General features: G+C 67.6%; 24 protein-coding genes and 1 tRNA gene. 14 read left to right on the top strand and 11 right to left on the bottom strand.

Features of this window, described 5'->3' with window-relative positions:
• Positions 1–8 precede the first annotated feature (8 nt).
• Positions 9–830, top strand: a complete 822-nt coding sequence (locus E0H73_RS33025; RefSeq protein ID WP_165555914.1) for an alpha/beta fold hydrolase — start codon at positions 9–11, stop codon at positions 828–830.
• A gap of 10 nt (positions 831–840) precedes the next feature.
• On the opposite strand, the gene E0H73_RS33020 is transcribed toward E0H73_RS33025, so the two are convergent.
• Positions 841–1,503: a nucleotidyltransferase domain-containing protein gene (locus E0H73_RS33020; RefSeq protein WP_131362987.1), complete on the bottom strand. Its 663-nt coding sequence runs from the start codon at positions 1,501–1,503 to the stop codon at positions 841–843.
• Positions 1,500–1,892 carry a GNAT family N-acetyltransferase gene (locus E0H73_RS33015; protein ID WP_238164423.1) on the bottom strand — a complete coding sequence of 131 codons (393 nt, stop codon included), beginning with the start codon at positions 1,890–1,892 and terminating at the stop codon, positions 1,500–1,502. The genes E0H73_RS33020 and E0H73_RS33015 overlap by 4 nt, the downstream gene beginning before the upstream one ends.
• A gap of 508 nt (positions 1,893–2,400) precedes the next feature.
• Between E0H73_RS33015 and E0H73_RS33010 the strand changes: the two genes are divergently transcribed.
• Positions 2,401–3,054 (top strand): DUF4241 domain-containing protein, encoded by a 654-nt coding sequence (locus E0H73_RS33010; protein WP_131362983.1) that lies wholly within the window; start codon positions 2,401–2,403, stop codon positions 3,052–3,054.
• A 64-nt stretch (positions 3,055–3,118) separates the two neighbouring features.
• Positions 3,119–3,652, top strand: coding sequence for a hypothetical protein (locus E0H73_RS33005; RefSeq protein ID WP_131362981.1), 534 nt, complete (start codon positions 3,119–3,121; stop codon positions 3,650–3,652).
• Between the two features lie 704 nt (positions 3,653–4,356).
• Here E0H73_RS33005 and E0H73_RS47510 read toward each other — a convergent pair.
• Both E0H73_RS47510 and E0H73_RS46125 read right to left on the bottom strand, forming a co-directional pair.
• On the bottom strand, positions 4,357–5,085 hold the full coding sequence (locus E0H73_RS47510; RefSeq protein ID WP_131362977.1) for a VOC family protein: 729 nt from the start codon (positions 5,083–5,085) through the stop codon (positions 4,357–4,359).
• A 343-nt stretch (positions 5,086–5,428) separates the two neighbouring features.
• A tRNA-Gln gene (locus E0H73_RS46125) sits at positions 5,429–5,500 on the bottom strand.
• A gap of 122 nt (positions 5,501–5,622) precedes the next feature.
• Between E0H73_RS46125 and E0H73_RS32990 the strand changes: the two genes are divergently transcribed.
• From E0H73_RS32990 to E0H73_RS32965, 6 genes are all read left to right on the top strand, one after another.
• Positions 5,623–6,630: an acyl-CoA desaturase gene (locus tag E0H73_RS32990; RefSeq protein WP_131362975.1), complete on the top strand. Its 1,008-nt coding sequence runs from the start codon at positions 5,623–5,625 to the stop codon at positions 6,628–6,630.
• Between the two features lie 69 nt (positions 6,631–6,699).
• Positions 6,700–7,341 (top strand): TetR/AcrR family transcriptional regulator, encoded by a 642-nt coding sequence (locus E0H73_RS32985; protein WP_131362973.1) that lies wholly within the window; start codon positions 6,700–6,702, stop codon positions 7,339–7,341.
• Positions 7,342–7,416: 75 nt separating this feature from the next.
• The gene (locus E0H73_RS32980; protein ID WP_131362971.1) at positions 7,417–8,601 is read left to right on the top strand and encodes a sensor histidine kinase; all 1,185 of its coding nucleotides are present in this window, start codon (positions 7,417–7,419) and stop codon (positions 8,599–8,601) included.
• Positions 8,598–9,266, top strand: a complete 669-nt coding sequence (locus E0H73_RS32975; RefSeq protein ID WP_131362969.1) for a response regulator transcription factor — start codon at positions 8,598–8,600, stop codon at positions 9,264–9,266. Before E0H73_RS32980 ends, E0H73_RS32975 begins: the two co-directional genes overlap by 4 nt.
• A 103-nt stretch (positions 9,267–9,369) precedes the next feature.
• Positions 9,370–10,149 carry an ABC transporter ATP-binding protein gene (locus E0H73_RS32970; protein ID WP_131362967.1) on the top strand — a complete coding sequence of 260 codons (780 nt, stop codon included), beginning with the start codon at positions 9,370–9,372 and terminating at the stop codon, positions 10,147–10,149.
• Position 10,150: 1 nt separating this feature from the next.
• Positions 10,151–12,610, top strand: coding sequence for an ABC transporter permease (locus tag E0H73_RS32965; RefSeq protein ID WP_131362965.1), 2,460 nt, complete (start codon positions 10,151–10,153; stop codon positions 12,608–12,610).
• On the opposite strand, the gene E0H73_RS32960 is transcribed toward E0H73_RS32965, so the two are convergent.
• Complete coding sequence (locus tag E0H73_RS32960) at positions 12,611–12,958, bottom strand: VOC family protein (RefSeq protein ID WP_202867675.1); 348 nt, start codon at positions 12,956–12,958, stop codon at positions 12,611–12,613.
• 2 nt (positions 12,959–12,960) lie between these two features.
• Positions 12,961–13,749, bottom strand: a complete 789-nt coding sequence (locus tag E0H73_RS32955) for a methyltransferase domain-containing protein (protein WP_131362963.1) — start codon at positions 13,747–13,749, stop codon at positions 12,961–12,963.
• Positions 13,750–13,846: 97 nt separating this feature from the next.
• Between E0H73_RS32955 and E0H73_RS32950 the strand changes: the two genes are divergently transcribed.
• Positions 13,847–14,344 carry a MarR family winged helix-turn-helix transcriptional regulator gene (locus tag E0H73_RS32950; RefSeq protein ID WP_131362961.1) on the top strand — a complete coding sequence of 166 codons (498 nt, stop codon included), beginning with the start codon at positions 13,847–13,849 and terminating at the stop codon, positions 14,342–14,344.
• Between the two features lie 442 nt (positions 14,345–14,786).
• Here E0H73_RS32950 and E0H73_RS32945 read toward each other — a convergent pair whose 3' ends face one another.
• The gene (locus E0H73_RS32945) at positions 14,787–16,589 is read right to left on the bottom strand and encodes an ABC-F family ATP-binding cassette domain-containing protein (protein WP_131362959.1); all 1,803 of its coding nucleotides are present in this window, start codon (positions 16,587–16,589) and stop codon (positions 14,787–14,789) included.
• Positions 16,590–16,638: 49 nt separating this feature from the next.
• Between E0H73_RS32945 and E0H73_RS32940 the strand changes: the two genes are divergently transcribed.
• A complete protein-coding gene (locus E0H73_RS32940; protein ID WP_165555912.1) occupies positions 16,639–17,490 on the top strand; it encodes a fructosamine kinase family protein in 852 nt (283 codons plus the stop codon).
• A gap of 1 nt (position 17,491) precedes the next feature.
• On the opposite strand, the gene E0H73_RS32935 is transcribed toward E0H73_RS32940, so the two are convergent.
• Together E0H73_RS32935 and E0H73_RS32930 are read right to left on the bottom strand one after the other, a co-directional pair.
• Positions 17,492–17,956 (bottom strand): hypothetical protein, encoded by a 465-nt coding sequence (locus tag E0H73_RS32935; protein WP_131362955.1) that lies wholly within the window; start codon positions 17,954–17,956, stop codon positions 17,492–17,494.
• Entirely contained in the window at positions 17,953–19,851 is a 1,899-nt protein-coding gene (locus tag E0H73_RS32930) for an elongation factor G (protein ID WP_131362953.1), read from the bottom strand. Before E0H73_RS32930 ends, E0H73_RS32935 begins: the two co-directional genes overlap by 4 nt.
• 460 nt (positions 19,852–20,311) lie before the next feature.
• Between E0H73_RS32930 and E0H73_RS32925 the strand changes: the two genes are divergently transcribed.
• From E0H73_RS32925 to E0H73_RS32915, 3 genes are all read left to right on the top strand, one after another.
• On the top strand, positions 20,312–21,637 hold the full coding sequence (locus E0H73_RS32925; RefSeq protein WP_131362951.1) for a glutathionylspermidine synthase family protein: 1,326 nt from the start codon (positions 20,312–20,314) through the stop codon (positions 21,635–21,637).
• A 166-nt stretch (positions 21,638–21,803) separates the two neighbouring features.
• On the top strand, positions 21,804–23,153 hold the full coding sequence (locus tag E0H73_RS32920) for a class I tRNA ligase family protein (RefSeq protein ID WP_202867674.1): 1,350 nt from the start codon (positions 21,804–21,806) through the stop codon (positions 23,151–23,153).
• Between the two features lies 1 nt (position 23,154).
• Complete coding sequence (locus E0H73_RS32915; protein WP_131362949.1) at positions 23,155–23,520, top strand: avidin-fold protein; 366 nt, start codon at positions 23,155–23,157, stop codon at positions 23,518–23,520.
• Positions 23,521–23,540: 20 nt separating this feature from the next.
• Here E0H73_RS32915 and E0H73_RS46120 read toward each other — a convergent pair whose 3' ends face one another.
• Both E0H73_RS46120 and E0H73_RS32910 read right to left on the bottom strand, forming a co-directional pair.
• A complete protein-coding gene (locus E0H73_RS46120; protein ID WP_165555911.1) occupies positions 23,541–23,684 on the bottom strand; it encodes a hypothetical protein in 144 nt (47 codons plus the stop codon).
• An 8-nt stretch (positions 23,685–23,692) separates the two neighbouring features.
• A complete protein-coding gene (locus tag E0H73_RS32910) occupies positions 23,693–24,625 on the bottom strand; it encodes a 4-(cytidine 5'-diphospho)-2-C-methyl-D-erythritol kinase (RefSeq protein ID WP_131362947.1) in 933 nt (310 codons plus the stop codon).
• Positions 24,626–24,795 lie beyond the last annotated feature (170 nt).

The raw sequence follows: 24,795 nt of genomic DNA, 5'->3' as shown, positions 1-24,795 counted from the left end.
TCGGCGGCATGGGTGACGGAGCGCTGGTCGACGTCGGGGATGTCACGTTGTTCGTTCGGGAACTCGGCGAGCGTGGACACAAGCCTTCGTTGGTGGTGATGCATGGCGGGCCGGATGTCGGGTACGGCTACCTGGTGCCGGGGTTCGAACCGCTGGCTCGCGACCATCACGTCGTACTGTTCGACTTCCGTGGTTGCGGCCGGAGCACTCGAGGCCTTCCCGACGAGGACCTTCAACCGGAGTACGTCGTACGGGACACGTATCGGCTGATCGACAAGCTCGGCCTCGGGCAGGTGGATCTGCTGGGCTTCTCCACCGGCGGCAGGGCGGCGATGCAGTTCGTGGACAAGCATCCCGAGCAGGTACGGCGGCTCGTCCTCGCGTCGACGACGGCGTACACCGATGCGGAGCAATACCTGGTGGGCTGGGAGGAGTACCAGCGGCGCCAGCGCGCGGAGGACGCGGCCGGCGGGAGGCTGCGGAACTCCACCGTCTTCGTCTGGGACCTCGACCACGCACCGGCGTACCTGGAACTGCTGGAAAGCCTAGGTTCCGACACCGGTGACTGGAGCGAGGAACGCGCCATCAACGGCGACATGCACCCGTGGTGCCCCGGCGACCCCGAACGCATCCTCCGCGACTCCGGCAAGCCCATCCTCATCCTGCACGGCGAGCAAGACATGGGCTTCCCCGTCCAGTTGGCCCGCCGCCTCCACGCCGCCCTCCCCACCAGCCAACTGGCTGTCATCCCCAACACCGCCCACATGTGCCACTTCGAAACCCCCACCACCTGGTCCAACCACATCCGAAAGTTCCTCGAGTCCCCCTAGACCGGTTGGGCTACTGGATGAGTTGGTGCAGCCAGGGGTGGTTGTTGTCGGTACGACGGATCATGTCGCGGAGCCAGCGCTGCTTGTCCTCGCTCAGCAGCGGCCAGACGCACGCCAGATCGCGCTCGTCCTTCGTACGCCGCTTTCGTGCCTTGAACAGCAGAACGATCTCGGGATTGAGGTACCGGATCCCGTCGTCCGCAACCCACGTGACTTCTTCTAGCGGGGCAACGTGATCCGCAATGAACTTGTTCGTCCACAGACCGTCGCGATCCGGCGTCAACGGCAGGTCGATCACCCAGGGCGCATCGCCATGTTCCCGCACCCAGATCTGACTCGCCGGATGAAACACCTCCGGATGCCGATCGGTCAGCGGCCGCATGTCCTCCCCGGCAAGACTCCACAGGTGCCACCGATCCCCGACATGCGCACGAAGCGCAGGCACATCAGAAGCAAAGATCGAGACATCGACATCGTCATGCCCGCGCGCCACTCCCGTGAACGCATCGACAGCCCACCCACCGACCACCCACCACGGCCGGTCGAACCCCTCCATGAACCCGGCAACTCCAGCCAGATCCATCGCCTCCCAGCGCCCATAAAGCCGAGCCCAGTACGCCGCTTCAGCCACCTCAGCCGCCGTCGGCCCCAGACCCTCAGGCCGCTGGTTCACAGACTCCGCCGTACGACGACGTTGCGTTTCGCCGTGGTGCGTTCCTCGCCGTACACCGTGAACCCGGCGGCGAGAAACGTGCTCAGCACCCCGCGCCCAGGATCACCCGGCATCGCCTTGACCGGATAAGCCTCCACCATCCGCGCGCCCGAACCGCGAGCGTATTCGACCGCCGCCTCCACCATCGGCAGCGTCGTACCACGCCCGCGATATCCACTCTTCACGAACAGACAGTTGATCGCCCAGATCGACTCATCGTCCGGTTCGTCGATCGGCAACGCCCGCGAGTGAACGATCGCGTAGTACTCCGTCCGCGGCGCAACCGCACACCAAGCAGCCGGCCGCTCATCCACATACCCGATCAGCCCAACCGGCGATCCGTCGTGCACAAACCCTTCCAAGGCAGCCCGATTCTCCGCGCTGCCATTTACCGCAACCACCGAACTCGGCAACCGCCGAGCCATACACCAACACCCCCGCGTCCCCCCACTGGGCCCGAACAACTCAACCAGGTCGTCCCACCGCCCCTGGTCAACCGCCCGAACCGTCACGTCCATCCCCGCATTCAACCACCGCCCCCGGACAGAAACCGGCCTCCAGAACCCGCTCCAGCGCAACATCAATCGCGAGATCCCTACATAGCAGGCAAAGAGGCCTTCGTAGAACGCATCCTTGTGTCTTGACCATCAACCAGCATTAACAACTAGCCAGTCTCAAAGTTCGACCGACGGCACGCCCACGATCTGGTGCTGAGTCTGAAGCGATGCCCGCCGGGTGACTCCACTTGACCTCGGCTGACCCGCCCAATCGCATGCCACGGCGGCTGTCCGGGGCGCGTCCGGTGTTACATCCGCAGTTCCTTGATACCTTCAGGCGCCTCTAGGAGAGGTTGGATCGATGGGTTTTGATGAGTGGCTGAATGCCGGGGCACTGTTGGAACACGGCGCGCAGCATCGATGGCCCGATCGGGACGTGTCCACGCTGGAGGTTGTCGAGGTTTGCCAGCTGGACCTTGCCACGGGGCAGGTCGTCGCCGTAGATCCGGCTTATCCTCACCATTTCGACGACGCGACGCCCGTCGTGGCCGAGGTACCTCCGGGCACCTACCCGGTATTGCTCTCCGTCGTTACGTGGCCCTCGACCGAGGAGAGTCACCGGTACAGCCGTGTCGTGACGGCGGCCACGCTCAAGATCAGCGATGAGCCAGTCGCCACGTGGAGCTGGGTCGACGAGCGATCGGACGGCAAGGTCCTTGGAGTCGGCGTCGACGCCGGTACGGCCTGTTTCTACGACGCTTCCCAGCGAGAGTTGCTCGCACTGCTCAGTGACGACGAGGACCGGGTCGACGCCGCGCTCGATGCGGCCGGCGATGCCGGATTCGCTGCCATTCCCGACGCCCCGGGCGGAACAGCCGCTGTATTCGTCGCCTGCGGCATGGGCGACGGGTTCTATCCGATCCGAATCGGGCGCGATGCCGCTGACAGGATCGCGATGGTGATGATCGATCTGGAATTGCTGAACCACAGCATCGGCCAGGTAGATCCCGCTTAACCGCCGGCTCGGCGGCGCGCTGTCGATCCATGGGTGCAGACTTCCACTGCCCTACCCTGACGGGATGCGCAGATCGACTCTGCTCGCCGCGGTGGTGGTTGTCTGCGCGGCGAGCCTCATCACCGGTTGCGGACCGCGGAAGTCCCGCGGTGTGGTCGGCATGTCGGTCGACGACGCGGGCGTGCCGGTGATCGTGCTGCAGAACTGCGACGGCGACATCGCCGAGCTCGAGTTCTACGACCAGACTTGGCCGCGAACGGAGGAAACCGCACCCGCGCTCGGGACGACGTACGTGAACCAGCACCCGGACAAGTCGGTGGTCCAGATCCCCATCCGGACCGGTGGGAACGGCTGGCAGGTCATGGGAGATGCGCCGGCCTTGCGCGCTGATGGCAAGTACGTGATCCACGCCTGGGGCGAACGACACGAGTGGTCGGGCCGCGGCACCGAGTTCACCCTAGGAGACCTCAAGACCGTCAAGCCCGGCCAGGTCCGCCACGACTCCCCACCCGCCGACGAGACCCCGCCGTACGACGCCGTTCCCCCGAAGTTCCGAGTCACCCCGTTGAGCGAGTTCATCACCGCCGAGTGCCCGTGAAAGCCCACTACGCGCACTCGCCGCGGCGTGATCGGACGCTTGGGCCAAGGCTTATCGACAACGGAACTCAGGTCCAGCCGAGGACTGCCACACCAACCGTCCAAGATCCTTGACAGAGCCCAGTCTGCTGCGAGCGAAGGGCCTACAGCCAGGGTGGGTCGTATCGGGCCACGTAGGCGCGTGCGCGTTCTGTCGGATCTGCCCAGTACTGGTGCGGTTGCCGGTGCACATGCTCTTCGCAGAACTCCCGAAGGTCACTTCTGATCGTCTCCACCTGACGGACGGGGCGACCCTCGAAGTCGCTGTTGACCTGCAGGAGTTCGGACTCAGGGTTCCAACCCGACGCATCGAACGCCCACGTGCCCCACCTCGCGTACGTGTGCAGTGGATGCTCGTAGTCACCCAAGTACATCGCCGCCAAAGCGATCCCCTGATCGGGATAGAAATCCCTGCACGTCCAGGCCAGCACGTGGCATGCCCCACTCGAGAAGAAGGCCTGATCCGTTCGTTCCCAGGAGACTCGTTGATCTGCCCGCTCGATCGCGGTTCGTCGGAACACCCCAGAGGCTGTCACTGCCACGGCGCGATGCTAGCGAAGCGGTCCACCCTTCCGCGATGAGGCTCCAAGCACCCCGACCCCCGACCGAATGGCCGGCCGAATCGGACCGCTCGTGGCCGTAGTGGGCGGATGAAGAAGGTTGGGGTCAGCCTGGGGCGAGGAGGCAGAACTCGTTGCCTTCCGGGTCGGCGAGGACCGTCCACGTGACATCGAGGTCGATGGTCGTGGCGCCGAGAGTCCGCAGTCTGGCCGCCTCCGCCTCCACCTCGTCACCTGGGTACGGGCGGAGGTCGAGATGCACTCGATTCCACCCGGTCTTTACGTCGGGCGTACGGAGGAACTGCAGGTATGGGCCGACGCCCTTGGCGGAGCGCAGTACGGCGTTGTGATCGGTCACCTTGTGCAGGGTCCAGTCCATGGCGTTGCACCAGAAGCGGGCCATAGCTCGCGGATCCGCGCAGTCAACGACGACCGTGGCGATCGGTCCGGTGTCTCGGATCGGGTCGTGCCAGTCCAGCACGCAGAACTCGTTGCCCTCCGGGTCGGCCATGACCGTCCAGGGGACGTCGCCCTGGCCCACGTCGGCGAGTGTTGCGCCGAGATCCTTCAAGCGCGCCACCAGCTCCGCCTGATGGGCCGCCGAGGTGGTGGCGAGGTCGACGTGCACGCGGTTCTTGACCGTCTTGGGTTCCGCGGAGGCGACGAGGTCGAGACAGACGGCGACGGGGTCGGGGTAGACGAAACCCTCGGGTTCGAGGTTGGTCACGCCGGGTCCCTCGCTCGACACTCCCCAGCCGAGCGCGTCCGCCCAGAACCCGCCCAGCGCGGAATCGTCCCGAGCCTTCATGTTGATTTGAACAAGCCGCGTCGCCATGCCGACGATGCTAGCGACAGCCGAGCATCAGTCGTCTGCGCCGGCCGTCGCGTACTCCGGTGCCCGTCGGGGCGAGCTGCTGTTCCTGCGCTGATCGAACATGGACTTCGAGAAGGATCGATCCGCATCCGAGGTACGACGCGCATGGTTGCAGGAGAGCAGCTCGAAGGAACTCCCAAGAGCAGCCGCGGGAGTCGAGGTGTGGTGGGTCGACCGAACCGGCGCGCTTACCCGCCCGTAAGTCCGACTCCCGGCGGTGGCGAGCACGTGACGCAGGAGCGCGCGTGGCTCCGCGTGGGGTGGGCCACAGTCCGTGTTCATACAAGAACCCGCAGGTTGGTTGCTCCCCCGCCAGGTTTCGATCCTGGTCTTCGAGATTCAAAGTCTCGCGGGCTGCCGATTACCCCACGGGGGATCGTGGTCGCCGGGACAGTTTGCCATGGAGTGGGGTGGACGACACGCTGAGGGGTTCCTTACCTACGGGTCCGTAGGTTACGGTAGCGTAGGTAAGCTGTCCTCCAGCCGAGGGAAACCACCATGACTCCACCCCCCGTTGCCGCGCCCGAGGCGCCCACCCGCCCTGCACAGGCCGACGACCTCGACGTGCACACCGGGACGCTGGGTGGGGAGCAGAAGCGGCCGTGGGAGCAGGTGGCGCTGGCGTTGTTCATCGGGATCCCGTTCCTCGCCGTGCTGGCCGCCGTACCGATCGCCTGGGGCGGATTCCTGGGCTGGCGCGACGTGGTGCTGGCGGTCATCTTCTACACGGTCGCCGGCCACGGCATCTCGATCGGTTTCCACCGGCTGTTCACGCACAAGTCGTTCAAGCCGAACCGCCCGATGAAGTACGCGCTGGCCATCGCCGGCTCGCTGGCGATCGAGGGTCCGGTGATCCGCTGGGTGGCCGACCACCGCAAGCACCACAAGTTCTCCGACCGCGATGGCGACCCGCACAGCCCCTGGAAGTACGGCACGAGCCTCGGCGCGCTCACCAAGGGCTTCCTGCATGCGCACATCGGCTGGCTGTTCGACACCGAGCAGACCCCTCAGCGCCAGTACGCGCCGGATCTGCTGAAGGACAAGGACGTCGTCCACGTGTCCCGGATGTTCCCGATGCTCGTCGCCGTCTCGCTGCTCGCGCCGGCCGTCATCGGCGGCCTGTGGTCGTGGTCGATCGAGGGCGCGCTGACCGCATTCTTCTGGGCCAGCCTGGTCCGGATCGCGCTGCTGCACCACGTCACCTGGTCGATCAACTCGATCTGCCACACGATCGGCGACCGGCCGTTCAAGAGCCGGGACAAGTCCGGCAACGTGTGGTGGCTGGCGATCCTGAGCCAGGGCGAGTCGTGGCACAACCTGCACCACTCGGACCCGACCTGCGCGCGGCACGGCGTACTGAAGGGCCAACTCGACACGTCGGCCCGGTGCATCTGGTTCTTCGAGCGGATGGGCTGGGTCAGCGACGTCCGCTGGCCGGTGCGCGAACGCCTGGAGGCCCGCCGCGTCGACACGACCGCGAAGACCCCATTGAAAGCTGCCGCCTGAAACAGTGCGCAGCGGTTATTCGGCCACCGGCAACACCGAAGTACGGCATGATGCTGACGTGATCTCGACGTGACGGAACCCAAACCGCGGCGGTCCGGCCGGATCCGGATGACGAGTGCCGAGCGTCGCGAACAACTCATCACCATCGCCCGCGGCCTGTTCGCCCAGAAGGGGTACGAGGCGACGTCGGTGGAGGAGATCGCGGCGCGCGCCGAGGTCTCCAAGCCGGTCGTCTACGAACACTTCGGCGGCAAGGAAGGCCTGTACGCCGTGGTCGTGGACCGCGAGGTACGGGCGCTGCTCGACGGCGTGACCCAATCTCTGACGGCCGGCCGCGCGCACGAACTGGTCGAGCAGGCCGCGCTCGCGCTGCTGGACTACATCGAGAACAACTCCGACGGCTTCCGGATCCTGGTCCGGGACTCGCCGGTGGGGTCGTCCACCGGCTCGTTCATCTCGATCCTCAGCGACGTCGCGACCAGGGTCGAGCACATCCTGGCCGAGGAGTTCAAGCGCCGTGGCCTGGACCCGAAGAACGCCCCGATGTACGCCCAGATGCTGGTCGGCATGGTCGCGCTCACCGGTCAGTGGTGGCTGGACGCCCGTCGCCCGAAGAAGCCGGACGTCGCCGCCCACCTGGTCAACCTCGCCTGGAACGGCCTCTCCGGCCTCGAAGCCAAGCCGACGCTGTCGACCCGCCCGCACAAGTAACAACCTCTGGTCGTACGCCGAGATCCGCCCGTGGCATGACCCCTCGGGCCGCGACCGGGCCGTACCCTGGCCCGCATGACGGGGATCCTGACCGCGCGGCCCGTGCCTGCCCGCAGCAAGGCGTTCGACCTGCTGCTGACCGGCAGCCTGTGCATGGTCTTCGGCCTGCTGTCGATCGCGCAGGCCGGGTTCGAAGGCATCCTCGGCTTCGGCATGCTGGTCCCGCTGATCTGGCGCCGCAGCCATCCCGAGCTTGTCTTCTTCGGCGTCTCCGCGGTCGCCTCGGTGCAGTGGCTGTTCGGCGCCCAGTTGATGCCGGCCAACGTCGGCCTGCTCGTCGCCCTGTACACGATCTCCGTGTACGGCGAGGTCCGCTACAGCCGGATCGCGCTCGGAGTCGGCGGCCTCGGCGTCCTGATGGCGACCTCGCGGTACTGGTCGAACTCCGACTGGCGCCAGCAGGTGACCATGATGGTTGCCCTCGGCGCGCTGATCTTCGGCGTCTGGGCGTTCGGCGAACGCCGCCGTACCCGTGGCCTGTACGTCGCCCAGCTCGAGGAACGCGCGGAGCAACTGGAACGTGACCGCGACCGTGAGGCCAAACTGGCCGTGTCCAACGAGCGGACCCGGATCGCCCGCGAGATCCACGACGTCGTCGCGCACGGCCTGTCGATCATGATCGTCCAGGCCGACGGCGGACTGTACGCCGCGGACAAGTCACCGGAGCAGGCGAAGAAGGCGCTGGCCACGATCGGCGACACCGGACGCGCGAGTCTGACCGAGATGCGCAAGATGCTCGGCCTGCTCAAGCAGGACGAGCAGCCCGAGCTCGACCCGAACCAGCCCCGCCCGCAGCCGGGCGTTTCGTCCCTGCCCGAGCTGATCGACAACGTCCGCGACGCCGGGCTGACCGTCGACTACGAGGTGACCGGCGAGCCGCGCGACCTGGAGGCGCTGCTGGGCCTGACGGCGTACCGGATCGTGCAGGAGGGCCTGACCAACACGCTGAAACACGCCGGGCCGGGAGCGCGGACCTCCGTCCTGCTGGACTTCGGTCGCGAGATGCTGACCGTGGTGGTCACCGACGACGGCCGGGGTGCCGGGGTCGCGCCGAGCGCGGATCCGGGCCACGGCCTGGTGGGGATGCGGCAACGCGCCTCGATCTCGGGCGGTACGGTGAGCGCCGGACCGAAGGCGGGTGGTGGTTACGAGGTGATCGCCAAACTCCCGTACCACCTTCCCACTGGAGGCGAGCAGTGACCGACGACGTGATCAGGGTCTTCCTCGTGGACGACCAGGAGCTCGTCAGGGCCGGGTTCACCATGCTGGTGGACTCCCAGCCGGACATGCGGGTGGTCGGCCAGGCCGGCGACGGCGGCGAGGCGGTGGAGAAGATCCAGGTGACCGCGTGCGACGTCGTACTGATGGACGTCCGGATGCCCCGCCTGGACGGCGTGGAGGCCACCCAGCGGATCCAGTCGTTGCCGCAGGCACCGAAGGTGATCGTGCTGACCACGTTCGACCTGGACGAGTACGCGTTCGCCGCGATCAAGGCCGGCGCGGCCGGCTTCCTGCTCAAGAACACGCCGCCCGCGGACCTGCTGTCGGCGATCCGCCAGGTGTACTCCGGTGACGCGGTGGTCTCCCCCAGTACGACGAAGCGGCTGCTGGAGCACTTCGCCGGCGCCCTGCCCGACACCGAGACCGAACGGCCGGATCTGGCCGAGCTGACCGCCCGGGAACGCGAGGTCCTGCTCGAGGTCGCCCGCGGTCTGTCGAACACCGAGATCGCCCAGCTGTTCACGTTGTCCGAGGCAACGGTCAAGACGCATATCGGCCGGATCCTGGCCAAGACCGGCCTGCGCGACCGGGTCGCCCTGGTGGTCCTGGGCTACGAAACGGGACTGGTCCGGCCGACCAAGTAATACCCAGGTAGTACTCCGACTCCAGTCTGCGGTCCGACGAGATCCGGCGGCGGAATCACTAACTTCTTGACCAACGTCAGGTTCAGTTGAATCAAGGAGTGACATGACTTTGCAGACCGGTGAGCTTGCGGTCGGGCGGTTGCCGCAGGACGGGACGCCGCGGACCGCGATCCGGGCGCACGAGTTGCGCAAGGTGTACGGACAGGGCGACACCGCGGTCGCCGCGCTCGACGGCGTCTCGGTCGACTTCGGTGTCGGCCGGTTCACCGCGATCATGGGCCCGTCCGGCTCGGGCAAGTCGACGCTGATGCACTGCCTGGCCGGCCTCGACACCCCGACCAGCGGTCAGGTCCTGCTCGGCGAGACCGAGCTGACCCAGCTGCCGGACGCCGAGCTGACCAAGATCCGCCGGGACCGGGTCGGCTTCGTCTTCCAGTCGTTCAACCTGCTGCCGATGCTGTCGGCGAAGGACAACATCCTGCTCCCGCTCGAGCTCGGCAACCGCAAGCCCGACCAGCAGTGGCTCACCACGCTGGTCGACGTACTCGGACTGCAGGACCGGCTCACGCACCGCCCGTCGGAGCTGTCCGGCGGTCAGCAGCAGCGCGTCGCGGTCGCTCGCGCGTTGGTCGGACGGCCGGAGGTCGTGTTCGCGGACGAGCCGACTGGCAACCTGGACTCGCGGTCCGGGGCCGAGGTGCTCGGGTTCCTGCGCCGCTCGGTCCGTGAGTTCGGCCAGACCGTGGTGATGGTCACTCACGACCCGCTCGCCGCGTCGTACGCCGACCGCGTCGTGATGCTTGCCGACGGCAAGCTCGCGGGTGAGCTGCACAACCCGAAGCCGGAGACTGTGCTGGACGCGCTGCGGCAGCTGGGGGCCTGACGTGCGCCGTTCGATTCTCTCCTCGCTGCGCGCCCACCTGGGCCGCCTGGTCGCCGCCTGTCTGGCGATCGTGCTGGGTGTCGGTTTCGGCACCCTGGCGATGACCGCGCACGGGTCCGCGGCACACGGCGTCGACACGACGATCGGAGCGCAGTACCGCGGCGTCGACGCCCTGGTGTACCCGGAGAACGCCGAGATCACCGCGGCCGATGTCGCGAAGGTCAACAAGGTCCCGCAGGCCGCGTCCGTGGTCTCACTGACCACCGCCTACCTGGATGCGTCGTACCCCGGGCTGGTCCGGGACGAGGCTCTCGAGATCGACGCGCTCTACGACACCACGAAGATCGCCGGGCCCGGTACGTCGTCCGGCCGGTTGCCGACCGCAACGAACGAGATCGCGCTTCCGGCCAAGCTGGCGGACAAGCACAAGGTCGCGGTCGGTCAGAAGCTCCGGCTCAACACGTGGAACAACAAGTCGTTCGACGTCACCGTGGTCGGCCTGCTGGACGACTCGAACTCGGTCGGCCAGGCACATGGCGTCGCCACCCCGGCCGCGGTGAAAATCTTCGAGCCGGACGGCTTCACCCGGGCGGTCGCGATCGCGGCGAAGCCCGGCGTGGACCAGGAGGCGCTCGCCGCCACCGTCCAGAACGTCGTACCGCATGATCTGAAGGTCTACACCGGTGAGGAGTGGATCGACCACGAGGTGAAGGGCTTCACGAACGGCATCGACGTTCTCGGCGGTGTGTTCGGCATGTTCGCGGTGATCGCGCTGTTCGTCGCCTGCCTGGTGATCGGCAACACCTTCACGATCGTGATCGCCCAGCGCACCCGGGAGATGGCGCTGCTGCGCTGCGTCGGCGCGTCCCGCCGGCAGGTGTTCTCCTCAGTGCTCGCGGAGGCGAGCGTGGTCGGCGTGGTCGCGTCCGCGATCGGGGTCGTGTTCGGAGTCGCGCTCTCGGCGTTGGCACTGGCGCTTGCCCGCGAGTTCGAATGGGGCATCCCGCCGGTGCCGCTGCACCTGGACGTGTGGTCGGTGCTCCTGCCGCTGCTGCTCGGGACCGCGGCGACCATCGTGGCCGCCGTCGTACCGGCTCGCCGGGCGACCCGGGTCGCGCCGCTCGCCGCGCTTCGTCCCGAGGCCGCTCCGGCCGCCGGGTCCAAGGCCGGTGTGGTTCGGTTGGTCCTCGGCTTCCTGTTGCTCGCGGGTGGTGGCCTGCTGCTGGCCGTCGGGGCAGGGGACAGCCAGGTGATCGTCGGTGTGGCCGGCGGTGTGCTGTCGTTCCTCGGCGTACTCGCGGTCGGTTCGCTGCTGGTGCCGGCGCTGATCCGGGTGCTTGGCGCCCTGCCGGCCCGGACCGGCGTACCGTCCCGGATCGCCGTCGCGAACGCGGTCCGCAACCCGAAGCGTACGGCGGCCACCACGTCGGCGCTGCTGATCGGTGTGACCCTGATCAGCCTGACCTGTGTCGGAATCGCGTCGGTGCGCAAGACGTTCGACGTGTCGATGGACAGCCAGTACCCGGTCGACCTGGTGGTGCGGGCGTACAACGACAAGATGCCGGCCAGTGCCGAGCAGCAACTGCGTGACATCAAGGGCATCACGCAGGTGGTCCCGGTGAGCCAGGTGACGCTCAAGGCCGGCGCACAGCAGGTGCCTGTGACCGGGATCGACCAGGCCGGGACCGGGACGGTCATCCACGACCCGACGCTGGTCGGTCAACTGAAGCCGGGGACGGCGCTGCTCGACTACCAGACCATGAACGGGTTGGACATCAAGAGCGGTACGCCGATCACGCTCGTCTCCGGCAAGCACAAGTTGACGCTCACCGCGCAGGGCGCGACCGGGCTGGACCCGATGACGATCACGGCCGCCGACCTCTCGAAGCTCGTCCCGAACGCCGCAGTGAACGGGTTCTGGGTGGCGTCCGACCCGAAGGCGGACGGATCGCAGGTGATCGACTCGGTGGAGCAGTCGATCCCGACGGTCAAGGATCTGTCGGTCAGCGGCGGCCTGGCCGAACGGACCAGCTACACGAAGATCTTCGACGTCCTGCTGCTCGTCGGCATCGGTCTGCTCGGGGTCTCGGTCCTGATCGCACTGGTCGGTGTAGGCAACACGCTCAGCCTGTCGGTGCTGGAACGGACCCGCGAGAACGCACTGCTCCGGGCCATGGGTCTGACCCGGCGCCAGTTGCGCGGCATGCTCGCGGTCGAGTCGTTGCTGATGGCACTGGTCGCGGCCGCACTGGGCATCGTCCTAGGCCTGATCTACGGCTGGACCGGGACCAGCGCCCTCATGGGCGGTCAGACCGTCGACGGTGGCGTGGAGTACGCCGTACCCGGCACGCTGCTCGTCGCGATCGCCGCGGTCGCTGCGGTGGCCGGTCTGCTCGCGTCCGTCCTGCCCGCCCGGCGAGCTGCCAAGGTCGCTCCCGCCGGCGCCTTGGCCACCGAGTAGTCAGACGATCTCGACCCGATTCCCGTGGCCGTCGGCGGTGTGGAACCGCCGGCGGCCCGGGATCGTCTCGTTGTCCCAGGTCACCGGGTAGCCGAGCTCGGTGAGCTTCGCGGCGAGCGCATCCAGGTCGTCCACGGCCAGCGCCGGGTGCGCCTTCTTCGCCGGCCGGAAGTCCTGCTCCACGCCGACGTGCACCTCCGCGGCACCTTCCTTGAACCAGCAGCCGCCCCGAGCCTTCAGCAGCTCCGGCTTCTCCACCTCGGTCATCCCGAGCGCGTCCCCGTAGAAGGCCCGCGCGACGTCCTCCCCGTCTGGCGGACAGGACACCTGCACATGATCGAGCCGCATCCTCAGCTCTCCTTCTTCTGAGCCACGGCGAAGATCCGCCGGAACGGCAGCAGAGTCCCGTAGTCCCGCTGCGGATACGCCTCCGCCAGCCGAGCGCCGTACTCCGCCTCGAACTGCACCCGCAGGTCGTCCGGCAGCGACTGCAATACCGGCCGCGCACCAGTCCCCTTCACCCATTCGAGCACGGCGTTGTCGCCCTGCAGAACGTGGAAGTACGTCGTCTCCCACGCATCGACGACACACCCTTCAGCACTCAGTACGTCGATGTACTCCGCCGGACCGGGGACGTCAGGCCGCAGTGACGTGTCCTTCGCGTACTCCGCGTACGGCTCGGTGGCGGCGAGGTCGCGCAGGATCGAGTGCGACGGGGCGTTGCCGTTGCCGGGGATCTGGATCGCCAGCCAACCACCCGGCCGCAGCGCCTTCACGAACCCGGGCAGCAGGTCCACCTGCTCAGGGATCCACTGCAGGGTCGCGTTGGTCACGATGACATCGATCGAACCTTCCGGCGCGGACCATTCGCGTACGTCGCCGAGCTCGAAGGTCAGCCGGTCATCGGCGTACTGCTGTGCTGCCTCGAGCATCGGCGGCGAGTTGTCGACACCGACGATGGTTGCCTCCGGCCACACCTCTCGCAGCGTGACGGTCAGGCCGCCCGGACCACAGCCGAGATCGACGACCGTGCGGACGTAGTCGGCCCGGACCCGGCCGACCAGATCCCCGTACGGCCGCCCGCGTTCGTCGGCGTACGTGCCGTACTGGACTGGATTCCACACCGGTGACGTGCGCATGGCGAGCACCTCTCTGACGCATTTATCTTGATGTCGAGATACTCTAGTCCTGTTACTTGTCTTGATGTCAAGACTCTTGATGACGTAATCTCGAAGCATGGATGACGAGGTCGACCGGCTGATCGAGGCCTGGCGCAGGGAACGACCCGACCTCGACGTCGCGCCGATGGAGGTGCTGTCGCGGGTCAGCCGGCTGGCCCGGCACCTGGACCGCGCCCGAAGCCAGGCCTTCGAGACCCACGGCCTGGAGTCGTGGGAGTTCGACGTACTCGCCGCCCTTCGCCGCGCGGGAGCGCCGTACCAACTGTCGCCGGGGAAGCTGCTCAAGGAAACCCTGGTCACCTCCGGCACCATGACGAACCGGGTCGATCGGCTGGCCGCGCGCGGACTGGTCGAGCGACTTCCGGACCCGGGCGACCGGCGCGGTGTGCTGGTCCAACTCACCACCACCGGCCGCGACGCGGTCGACGCCGCGATGGCCGATCTGCTCGCGCACGAGCGCTCCCTGCTCGGCACGATCAGCGAGCGCGACCAGGCCAAGATCGCCCGGGTACTGCGCGAACTGGTCCGTCCGTTCGACCTGGAAAAGCACTGACCGGCGCCGTTTTGTATACATTCACGCGTGATTTTTTCTGGCCGCGGAGAAAGCCCGGGAATTGTGCCGGAATAATCCGAAAAGACGACCCGTCACTTCACCGGGGTCCCGATCGTTGCTAGTTGCAACGAGATCGAGAGGCTGCTGTAGCGGACGGCTATCGACACTGAGTGAGCACCCGCACTAGGGTCCTCACTGTCGGTGTCGAACCGACCACGAAACGTCAAGAATACGGTGACTTCGGCGGCAAGAGGTGGTCCGCCGAAAGTGGCCGCGCGGTGTCCGGGGCTCGGGGCCCGAACAACGCCGGCCGGCACGGGGCCCGCTCACCCGGTAGGCGCGGCGCGCCCTCCGAAGAACAGGGGATCGGAGGACGCGCCGCGACTCGGTGGGATTTGATCACGCCGCCATTTCGCGGTTGAAAACCAAACGGAATCCGCGCTCATTCGGCGCGTTCGGCCGCCTCGAACCACGCGGTTTCCAGTTCGCCGCGTTCCTCGGCCAACTTGCGCAACTCCGTGTCCAGCTCGGCCAGCCGCTCGTAGTCGCTCGCGTGCGTGGCGATCTGGTCGTGCAACTTGGTCTCCGCCTCGGCGAGCTTCGCGAGCTGGCGTTCGATCCGGTTGAGTTCCTTCTTCGCCGCGCGGGCCACTGCCGCGTCAACGACCGGCTCGTCCGCCGGCGTCGCTTCGTTGGACACCACCGGCTCGGATGCCGACGACGTGTACGTCGTACGGCGAGGGCCTCGGTCGGCGAGCTCCTCGATGTACTGGTCGACGCCACGGGGCAAATGCCGGACGCGGGCATCGCCCATGATCGCGTAGACCATGTCGCTGACGCGCTCGAGGAAGTACCGGTCGTGGGTGACGGTGACGACGACGCCCGGCCAGCTGTCGAGGAAGTCCTCGAGCACGGTGAGCGTCTCGACATCGAGGTCGTTGGTCGGCTCGTCGAGGATCAGCACGTTCGGCTCGTCGAGCAGGATGCGCAGCAGTTGCAGGCGGCGCCGTTCACCACCGGACAGGTCCGAGACCCGGGTCGTCAGCTTGTCGCCGGTGAACCCGAACCGCTCCAGCAGTTGCGACGACGTGAGTTCGCCGCCGCGCCCGGCGAGGGCCGCCGTACGCCGGATTGCCGTGATGTGGTCGAGAACAGTCGCCGCACCATCGACCTCTTCGAGGTTCTGCGACAGGTTGGCGGTCCGGACCGTCTTGCCCTGCTTGACCCTGCCGTGGTCCGGCGCGAGCTGACCGGTCAGCAGCCTCAGGAACGTCGTCTTGCCGGCACCGTTCGGTCCGAGCAGCCCGATCCGGTCGGCCGGGCCGAGGCGGAACGTGACGTGGTCGAACATCAGCCGGTCGCCGAAGCTGAGGCTCACGTCCTCGGCGTCGAACACGTCCTTGCCGAGGCGCGCGGTCGCCAACTGGGACAGCGCCAGCTTGTCGCGCGGCGGCGGCTCGTTCTCGATCAGGGCGTTGGCGGCGTCGATCCGGAACTTCGGCTTGCTGGTCCGGGCCGGAGCACCGCGCCGCAGCCAGGCGAGTTCCTTCTTCAGCAGGTTCTGCCGCTTCGTCTCGCTGACCTGGGCGCTCCGGGAGCGTTCCGCCTTCGCGAGTACGTAGGCTGCGTACCCACCGTCGTACGACGTGACGCGGCCGCCCTGCACCTCCCACGTGTCGGTGCAGACCGCGTCGAGGAACCAGCGGTCGTGGGTGACGACGATCAGCGCACCGGCGCGGTCGACCACGTGATCGGCCAGCCAGTTGACCGCCTCGATGTCGAGGTGGTTGGTCGGCTCGTCGAGGATCAGCAGGTCGACCTCGGTCAGCAGCAGCCTCGCCAGCGATGCGCGGCGGCGTTCACCACCGCTCAGGGTGCCGACGAACGCGCCGTGGTCCACTCCGCCGAGCAAGTGCTCCATCACCGACCGCGCTCGCGGATCGGCGGCCCAGGTGTAGGTCTCGACATCACCGAGCACCGCGTGCAGCACGGTCTGCTCCGGGTCGAGATCGTCACTCTGACCGAGGTACCCGAGCCGGAGGTCGCGATTGTGAGTGATCCGGCCGCTGTCGGGCTCCTCCCGCCGGGCCAGGAGCCGGAGCAGCGTCGATTTACCGTCGCCGTTGCGCCCGACCACGCCGACGCGCTCGCCCCGGCCTACGCCAAGACTTAGCGAGTCGAGCAGTGTCCGGGTCCCGAAGCCCTTCGAAACAGCTTCCAGATTGACCAAGTTAGGTGCCGCCATAACGCGCCCCAGGGTAGCCGACCTCTCCGCACGTGCCAGGATCGTCCACGTGCTGAATCCCGCTTGGCTCGACGGCCTGTCCCTCGGCGACGCCGTGAGCGCCTCACCGGTGGACGGCGGGTATGCGAGTAAGACCTATCGCGTGAGTACGACGCTGGGCCGGTCGGCGATCGTGAAGACGCACGACGACGTACCGGTTGACCTGTATGCGCTGGAGGCGGATGGGCTCGAGGCGCTGGGTGTTCCCGGGGCGTTCGTCGTACCGGAGGTTCTGCGGGTGACTCCGACGTTCATCGTGCTGTCCGACCTCGGGTCGTCGTCGTTGCCCTCGGACTCTGACGATTTCTGGCGTGACGCCGGGCGTCGCTTGGCCGTGCAGCACCAGCAGACCGCGGACAAGTTCGGCTACCACCTGGACAACTACCTGGGTGTCCTCCCGCAACGCAATCCGTGGACCGACGACGGCCACGCCTTCTTCGCCGAGCACCGCCTGCTCCGCTACCTGGAAGTGCCCAACTGCTACAACGCCCTCTCCCCCGACGACCGCCACCGCCTGGAACGCCTCGCCAACCGCCTGCCCGACCTCATCCCTCCCCAGCCCGCGTCCCTCCTCCACGGCGACCTCTGGCACGGCAACCTCCTCCCCGCCCCAGCCCTGATCGACCCCGCCGTCCACTACGGCTGGCCCGAAGCCGAACTTGCCACCCTCATCACCTACGGCCACCTCGACGACGACGCCTTCCTCGGCGCGTACCAGGACCTCCACCCGCTCGCTCCCGACTGGCGCAGTCGCATCCCCCTCCTCCACCTCAGAGAACAACTCTGCGTCCTGGCCCACGCCCACGCACTATCCAGTCCCAACACCCTCACCGAGATCCACACCACCCTCCAACCCTTCTGAATCAGTGCTTCGTCAGGTCCTGCAATCGGACGCGTGCGAGTGCTCGGATGCGTCTGGTGGTGCCGGTGGTGGCTAGGACCGTGAGGAGCGTTGGGTTGATGGAGTTGGCCGCCAACTGGCGTTGGAGCCAGGGCGTGTGTGGAGCGGGGTCGAACACCTCGAGGTCTTGGTGGGACTCCAGGAGTTCCAGGTCGGCGAGGCGCTGGGTCGCGAACGGGCGGGTGGATGCCGGTAGGACTTCGAGCCATGCTGCGCGGTCGGTTGGTGGGATGTGGTTGAAGAGTTCGATCACGACCGACGACGCCAGGGACGGGACCGGCTCGGTGGGCAGGACCGCGCGGAGGTGGCGCCGGGCCTCTGGCTGCACGAGCACTCGTTGATAGATCTCCCAGCGGACATGCTCGTCCGTCAGGTCAGCGTCGGGCACATCGGCGAGGGTCGCCAGCACCCGTAGATCAGCGTTCATTGGCGGTTGAGGTGGACCAGGTATTCGTTGTGGTTGAGGGGGTTTCCGTCGGTTCTGGGGCGCGTGGGGGGTGGGGTGGGGACGGGGTGGTGGGTGTGGAAGGTGGTGGTGAGGAGGGCTTCGCCGTGGGTGAGGGTGGGGAGGTGGGACTCGAAGGGGTGGGTGGTGGCGGCGGGGATGGTGCCTTCGAGGTGGGCGTGGTCGGGGTGCAGGGCGGTGTGCTCGACCAGGCCGCGGGCCTCGGCGAGGTGGCCGAGGACGCGGGAGATCGAGTCGGGTGGGATGTCGAGCTCGAAGTGGTTGATGGGCTCCATCACCGTGGTGCCGGCGTCGTGGATCGCCTGCATCAGGACCGGCGGGACGAGACGGCGGAAGTCGGCGGCGACCGTGCCCGCGCTGAAGTAGTCGGTGTACGTGAGCTCGATCCGGCAATTCGGAATCTCCCAGCCGGACAAGCCCTGCTGCAACGTCAGGCGAGCCGTCTCCTCGATCGCCGTGTGGAACGCCCGCGGCAGCGCCCCAAGCTCGACCACCAGCTGATAATCGATGCCCTCAGCAACCGGTGACATGCGGAAACCAACGCCGGCCACCCAAGGATTGTCGGGGGCACCGATCTCCCGGTACGACGTACCGACGCCGTCCACCCGTTCAACGTAGATCGGGCTGGTCTCGCTGAAGGTGACCTCCAACCCGTACTCGCTCTCCAGCAACGAGGCGATCACCTCCTTCTGCACCTCGCCGTACAGGCTCACCGTGAGGTCGTCTGCCTTGCGCACACGGATCAGCGGATCCTGCTCGGCCAGCTGAGTGAGCGCCTGGTAGAGCCTCATCCGATCCCGTGCAGAGACAACGGTCTCGAGCGTCGGCGGTGCAAACAGTTGCCCGACCCCGGACGACCGTACGCCGAGCTGATCACCGATCCGGACCTCCTTCAGCCCACGCAACGCCACGATCTGCCCAGCCTCGGCACGCTCGACGGACCGCCGCGAGCCGTGCTCGAACACATCCACAGCCGTCGGCCGAGCCTGGTACGACGGCCCGTCCGCAGGGTGTACGTCGACGTACGCCCGGGACGACAGCGACCCCGCGAACACCCGAGCCGACGCGATCTTCTGCCCGGCCGCACCCCGCTCGACCTTGAACACCCGAGCCCGCAGCTGGTCCGACGCGCCAGCCGTTGCCCGCGGCAACCACGACCGAATGCCCTCGATCAGGTCCGGCACCCCGTCGCCGGTCATCGCCGACCCGAAGTACACCGGATGAACCTGCGCCGCCCCCACCTGCCGCCGCAACTCGACCGCATAGTCGTGCGCAGACAACGAGTCCTCTAGATACCGCGCCAAGAATTCATCGTTGCTCTCAGCAAGCAGCTCCCCAAGTCCCTTGTTCTGCAGGGAGAACGGCGAGAACCGCGCCGCCCGCGTCCCAAGCTCGTCCACCGATCCCATCGGTACGGCGGACGTCGTCAGCAACCGCGCGATGTCCGCGAGCAACTCGTCGTACCGGGCGCCGACCCGGTCGATCTTGTTCACGAACAGGCAGGTCGGGATGCGCAGCCGGCCCAGCGTCCGCATCAGCAGCCGGGTCTGGACCTGCACACCTTCGACCGCCGAGATCACCAGCACCGCGCCGTCCAGCACGGACAGCGCCCGCTCGACCTCGGCGATGAAGTCGGAGTGGCCCGGGGTGTCGATCAGGTTGACACTCAGGTCACCCAGCTCGAACGACACCACCGCCGAGCGGATGGTGATGCCGCGCTTGCGCTCGAGGTCCATCGAGTCGGTCTGGGTGTCCCCCGCATCGACCCGGCCGACCCGGTCGATCACACCGGCGGCGTACAGCAGCCGCTCGGTCAGGCTCGTCTTACCGGCGTCGACATGCGCCACAATGCCCATCGTCAGAGAGTTCAAGGGTCCTCGCGAATACGTCGAAGTGATCAGTCCTGTCGAGGTAGATCACTGCGCGGCGCATCCCGGTCTCCTGTCACTGGTCCTGGTCGATGAGGACCTTCGATGGCAAACGCTTGGATGGTAACCCCGGGCCCGGCACGTCGCGAGCGATTTTCCCGTCAGCCCTTTCAGAAGGCGATCGGCGCCGATTAACCTGCCGCCCACGCAGCCGCCCAGGTCCCGTTACATACTTCGCGGAACGGGACTTCCAGGGCGGGTGCCAGTGTCCTGAGTCGGAGGTGCGGCGAGAGATTTCGGTGTTCAGGTGCGTGCATCGGGGTGCTTGAGCAGCGGCCTCGATGCGGAGCATCGTGGGCGCTGGGCAAGTGCCGCGAGGTGCGTGCCTGGGCGCTGAAAGCGCCGCCGCACCTCCGACTCAGGACACTTGGGAGGACAAGGAGTTCTCATGTCTCTGACGGACGACTATCTCGCCGCCGCCATCAACCGGGGTCCCACGCCGAGCGCGATCCGCGCGGCGGTCGACCCGAAGCTCGACGCCACCACGTTCCTCGGCCGGTCCCTGAGCCGCCCGGCCTTCCTGGACGCCGCCGAGTACAGCCGGCTGACCACCGACCTGGATCTACTGCACTCTGCGCTCACCCGGCTGCCGGAACGCGTGTTCAACGGCGACCTCGGGGCGTTCGCTCGCGCGGTCGGCCTGACTGAGACGCAGACCGAGGCCGTCGTACGTGGTCGCGGGCCCGCGCCGAGCCGGATGGGTCGTGCGGATCTGTACAAGGACGAGCAGGGCTTCCACCTGCTCGAGATCAACATGGGCAGCACCGTCGGCGGGGTGGACAACCCGGTGCTGAACCGGGCGCTGCTGGAGCTGCCGTTCTTCGCCGAGTTCACCGACGAGCATCGACTCACCTTCACCGAGACGATGGAGGAGGTCGTCCGGACCATCCTGACCGAGGCGAAGGTGCCGACCGGCGTACGGCCGGTGATGGCGATCGCCGACTTCCCGGACAGCTACCCCGACCTCGAGCGGCAGCTGCACAAGAGCGCCGCGATGCTGGCGCCGATGGGGATCGACGCAGTGCCCTGCCCGGTGGACGCGCTGACGTATCGGGACGACCGGGTGTGGCTGGGCGATCAGGCGATCGACGTGGTGTTCCGGTTGTTCATGATCGAGGACCTGCTGAAGCCGGGTACGGTCGAGATGCTCGAGCCTGTCCTGCAGGCGGCCGAACGCGGGCACGTCGCGATCTTCACCCCACTCGACGCCGAGCTGTACGGCAGCAAGGGATCGCTCGCGCTGCTGTCCGACGAGGCGTACCGCGATCGCTACCCGGCCGACGAACTCGCCGTCCTCGACCGCATCCTGCCGTGGACGCGGATGGTCCGTGCCGGTGAGGTCACCGTCGATGGGCAGCAGACCGATCTGCGGGAGTACGCGATCGCCAACCAGCACGAGCTCGTCCTCAAGCCCACCTCGTTGCACGGCGGGGACGGCGTACTGCTCGGCTGGCAGACCGACGCGGCGACGTGGGCCGACCGGCTCGACAGCGCGATGGGCAACCCGTGGGTGCTGCAGCGCCGGATCCATCCGGTGCCGGAGACGTTCCTGACCGATGACGGGGACGAGCAGTGGTTGCTGACCTGGGGTGCATTCCTGGTCGCCGGCGGTCTGGGCGGGTTCCTGATCCGCGGATCGCGTGATCTCGACGGTGGTGTGGTCGGCATGTCCACCGGCGCGACCGGCGGCTGCTGCTTCTTCCAGACGCCGTAGTCAAACGTTCGCTTCGCCCGCCGGTCTGAAAGCCCCTTGTTTTCAAGGGTTTTCAGGCTGGCGGGTGACGGCTCCGGGGAGTAATCTCGCGGACTGCGACCGGCCCTGTGAGGAGAGTGATCGGGGTCTGCCGCAGCCACTGCCGCCCCGAGGTAGGAGCCGCCGCATGATCACCTCCACCGGTGTGACCGTTGTCGTCGTGCCGCCGGCCACGGCCAACGGGCCGCTGCACGTCGGGCACCTGTCCGGGCCGTACCTGGCCGCGGACATCGCGGCCCGGGCGGCGCGAGCGCGCGGCGAGCGGGTGGTGACGACCGCCGGATTCGACGTCCACCAGAACTGGGTGCTGACCCGCGCCGAGAAGGAGGGCGTCGACGTCGAGAAGCTGGCCGCCGAGTACCGGGACGAGATCGTCGAAGCACTGGATGCCGCCAGAATCCGGTACGACGTGTTCCTCGACCCGCAAAGTACGGCGTACCAGCACGGCGTCACCACTCTCGCGGCCGACCTCACCGAGGCCGGCCGGTTCCCCATGCGCAGGCTGACATTGCTCGCCTGCGAGGACTGCGGACGCACCCTGCATCAGTCGTACGTCGTCGGCACCTGCAACTGGTGTGGATCGGAGGCAGCGGGTGGCGGCTGCGAGGGTTGCGGCGGCTACACCTCGGCGGAGAACCTCGTGGACCCGGTCTGCAACCGCTGCGGTGGAGCGCCGAAACCCTTCCAGGCGAACGTGCCGGTGCTGTCGATGGAGGACTACCGCCAGGAACTGATCGACATCTGGTTGCGCGCGGAGCTCCCGGAGCGCGCCCGCCGGATCGTCACGCACTACCTCGAGCACCGGCTGCCCGACGTACCCATCGCGTATCCGACCAACTGGGGACTGAGAGGCACCGGCCCGCACGAGGGTCTGCGGCTCGAGGTGTACGCCGAGGTCGGGTTGTCGACCGTGTACGGCGTCGCGCAGTCGCTGCAACCTGGGGCGTTGGGGCTGGAGGAGACCTCGCGGGCCTGGTCCGAGGTCGGGGCGTTGTGGCACTTCAACGGGATCGACAACGGGTTCTACTTCGCGTTGTTCTGGCCGGCGGTGTACCTGGCGTGCGGGGTGCCGCCGGAAGCGATCGGCGGGGCACAGGTGAACGAGTTCTACACGCTGGACGGCTCGAAGTTCTCGACCAGCCGGAACCACGCGATCTGGGCGAACGACTTCCTGCACGACGAGGACGTCGACATCGTGCGGCTCTACCTCGCGTGGGATCGGCCGGACCGCTACGCCAGTGACTTCACGGTGGCGTCGTACCGGGAGTTCGAGGCGTACGTGCGTCCGTTGCTCGACGGTGCGGTCAAGACGTCGCCGGTGCCCGCCGTACTGGCCGAGGAAGACGTGAAGCGGGGTGCGGCGGCGTTGCGGCCGCGCGGGTTCGATCCCGCGCTCGCGGTCCGGGCTGCGCTGACCGGGCTGGCCGCGAGTGCGCCCGGAGTCGAACAGTTGCTGTCGATCCTGATCGGGCGATGACATGGACGTCCCGAACTACGACGGCCGGATCTTCCGCCCGCTCGGCAACCCGCCGGACGCGCCGACCGGCCGCTACCACCAGAACGGCAAGCTGATCTGGGCCGAGTTCGGCGGCGGCCGCCTGTACTTCGGCCGCCTCGTTGGCATGTGCGACGACGACGGAGTCATCACCGCCACCTACTGCCAACTAGCCACCGACGGCACCGTCACCGCCGGCCAGGTCACCAGCACCCCCGCCTACACCCCCGCCGGCACCCTCACCCTCACCGAGCACTACCACCGCCTCGACGGCGCCACCGGCACCTCAGTAATAGAAGAAGTACACCCGTCATTGGCGCCACCCCCACCAGACTCCCTCCGCGGCTGAGCACCAGGCCGAGGGCGGTGTCACGTCAAGCGATGGAAGTCTTCGGCGATCGCTTGATTGGTCTCCGCGGCGTCCCAGTCATCCGCGAACTCGATCCGGCCGGCGAGCGACCCACGACCGGCAGGCTGCGTCCAGCCAGGATTCTCTTCCTGCAGTTCGTCCATGAATGTGCCTAGCGGTTGGCGGGGGCGGGGAGGATTCGGGCTCCGGGGACGGGGGCTTCGGCTTGGCGGACCATGCGGCAGAGGCCGGATTCGGCGAGTTCTACGGCGAGGTCGACGGCGCTGCGGCTGTCGGCGGCGAGGAACAGGCAGGTGGGACCGGAGCCGGAGATCTGGGCGGCGAGGGCGCCCTGGTCGAGGCCGAACTGGAGGGTGTCGCCGAGCTCGGGGCGGAGGGAGAGAGCGGCCGCCTGGAGGTCATTGCTGAGGGCAACTGCGAGTGCGTCGGCCCGGCCGGAGAGCAGTGCGGTGAGGAGCTCGGGGCGTACCTCGGGCGACTCGACCCGGCGGAGCGGACGCAGCCGGTCCAGTTCGCCGTACACGGCCGGCGTCGACAGTCCGCCCTCGGCGATCGCGAAGACCCAGTGGAACGTGCCGCGCGACATCACCTCGGTGACCTGCTCGCCGCGACCGTGGCCGAGCGCGGTGTGGCCGACCAGGCAGAACGGTACGTCGCTGCCGAGTTCGGCCGCGAGATTCTGCAACTCGGTCTGCGACAACTGCAAGCCCCACAGCCGATTGCACGCCACCAGAGTCGCTGCCGCGTCAGTGGATCCACCGGCCATCCCACCGGCGACCGGGATGGTCTTCCGGATCGTCAGCGCGACGCCTTCCTCGACGTCGTACTCCGCCTGCAGCAACCGCGCCGCGCGGACCGCGAGGTTCGTCTCGTCGGTCGGTACGTCGGCCGCGAAGTCACCGACCGCCTCGACCGAGACCGCCGCGTCGTCGTCCCGCACCACCGCGGTCACATCGTCGTACAGGGCAACGGCCTGGTAGACCGTGGCGACGGGGTGATACCCGTCCGGGCGCGGCGGACCGACCGACAGACCGAGATTGATCTTGGCCGGCGACCGCACCGTGACCTCAGCAGAAGGTGACACGCGGACAGGCTAGGGCATGTCGCGGTCTCCCGCGCAGTCGCGAGCAGGTGCTCGGCGGAGTGCCTCGGGGTGCTGGGGCGAAGGTTGCGATGCTCCAGCATCGTGACCTTTGCACCAGTGCCGCGAGGTGCCCGCCGAGTGCCGCGCAGCACGCGCGGGAGACCGCGACA

The sequence above is a fragment of the Kribbella pittospori genome, assembly GCF_004331465.1.
In the GTDB taxonomy this organism is placed as follows: Bacteria; Actinomycetota; Actinomycetes; order Propionibacteriales; family Kribbellaceae; genus Kribbella; species Kribbella pittospori.
Note: the sequence above shows the minus strand (reverse complement) of the source record. Positions and strands in the feature narration are given on the sequence as shown.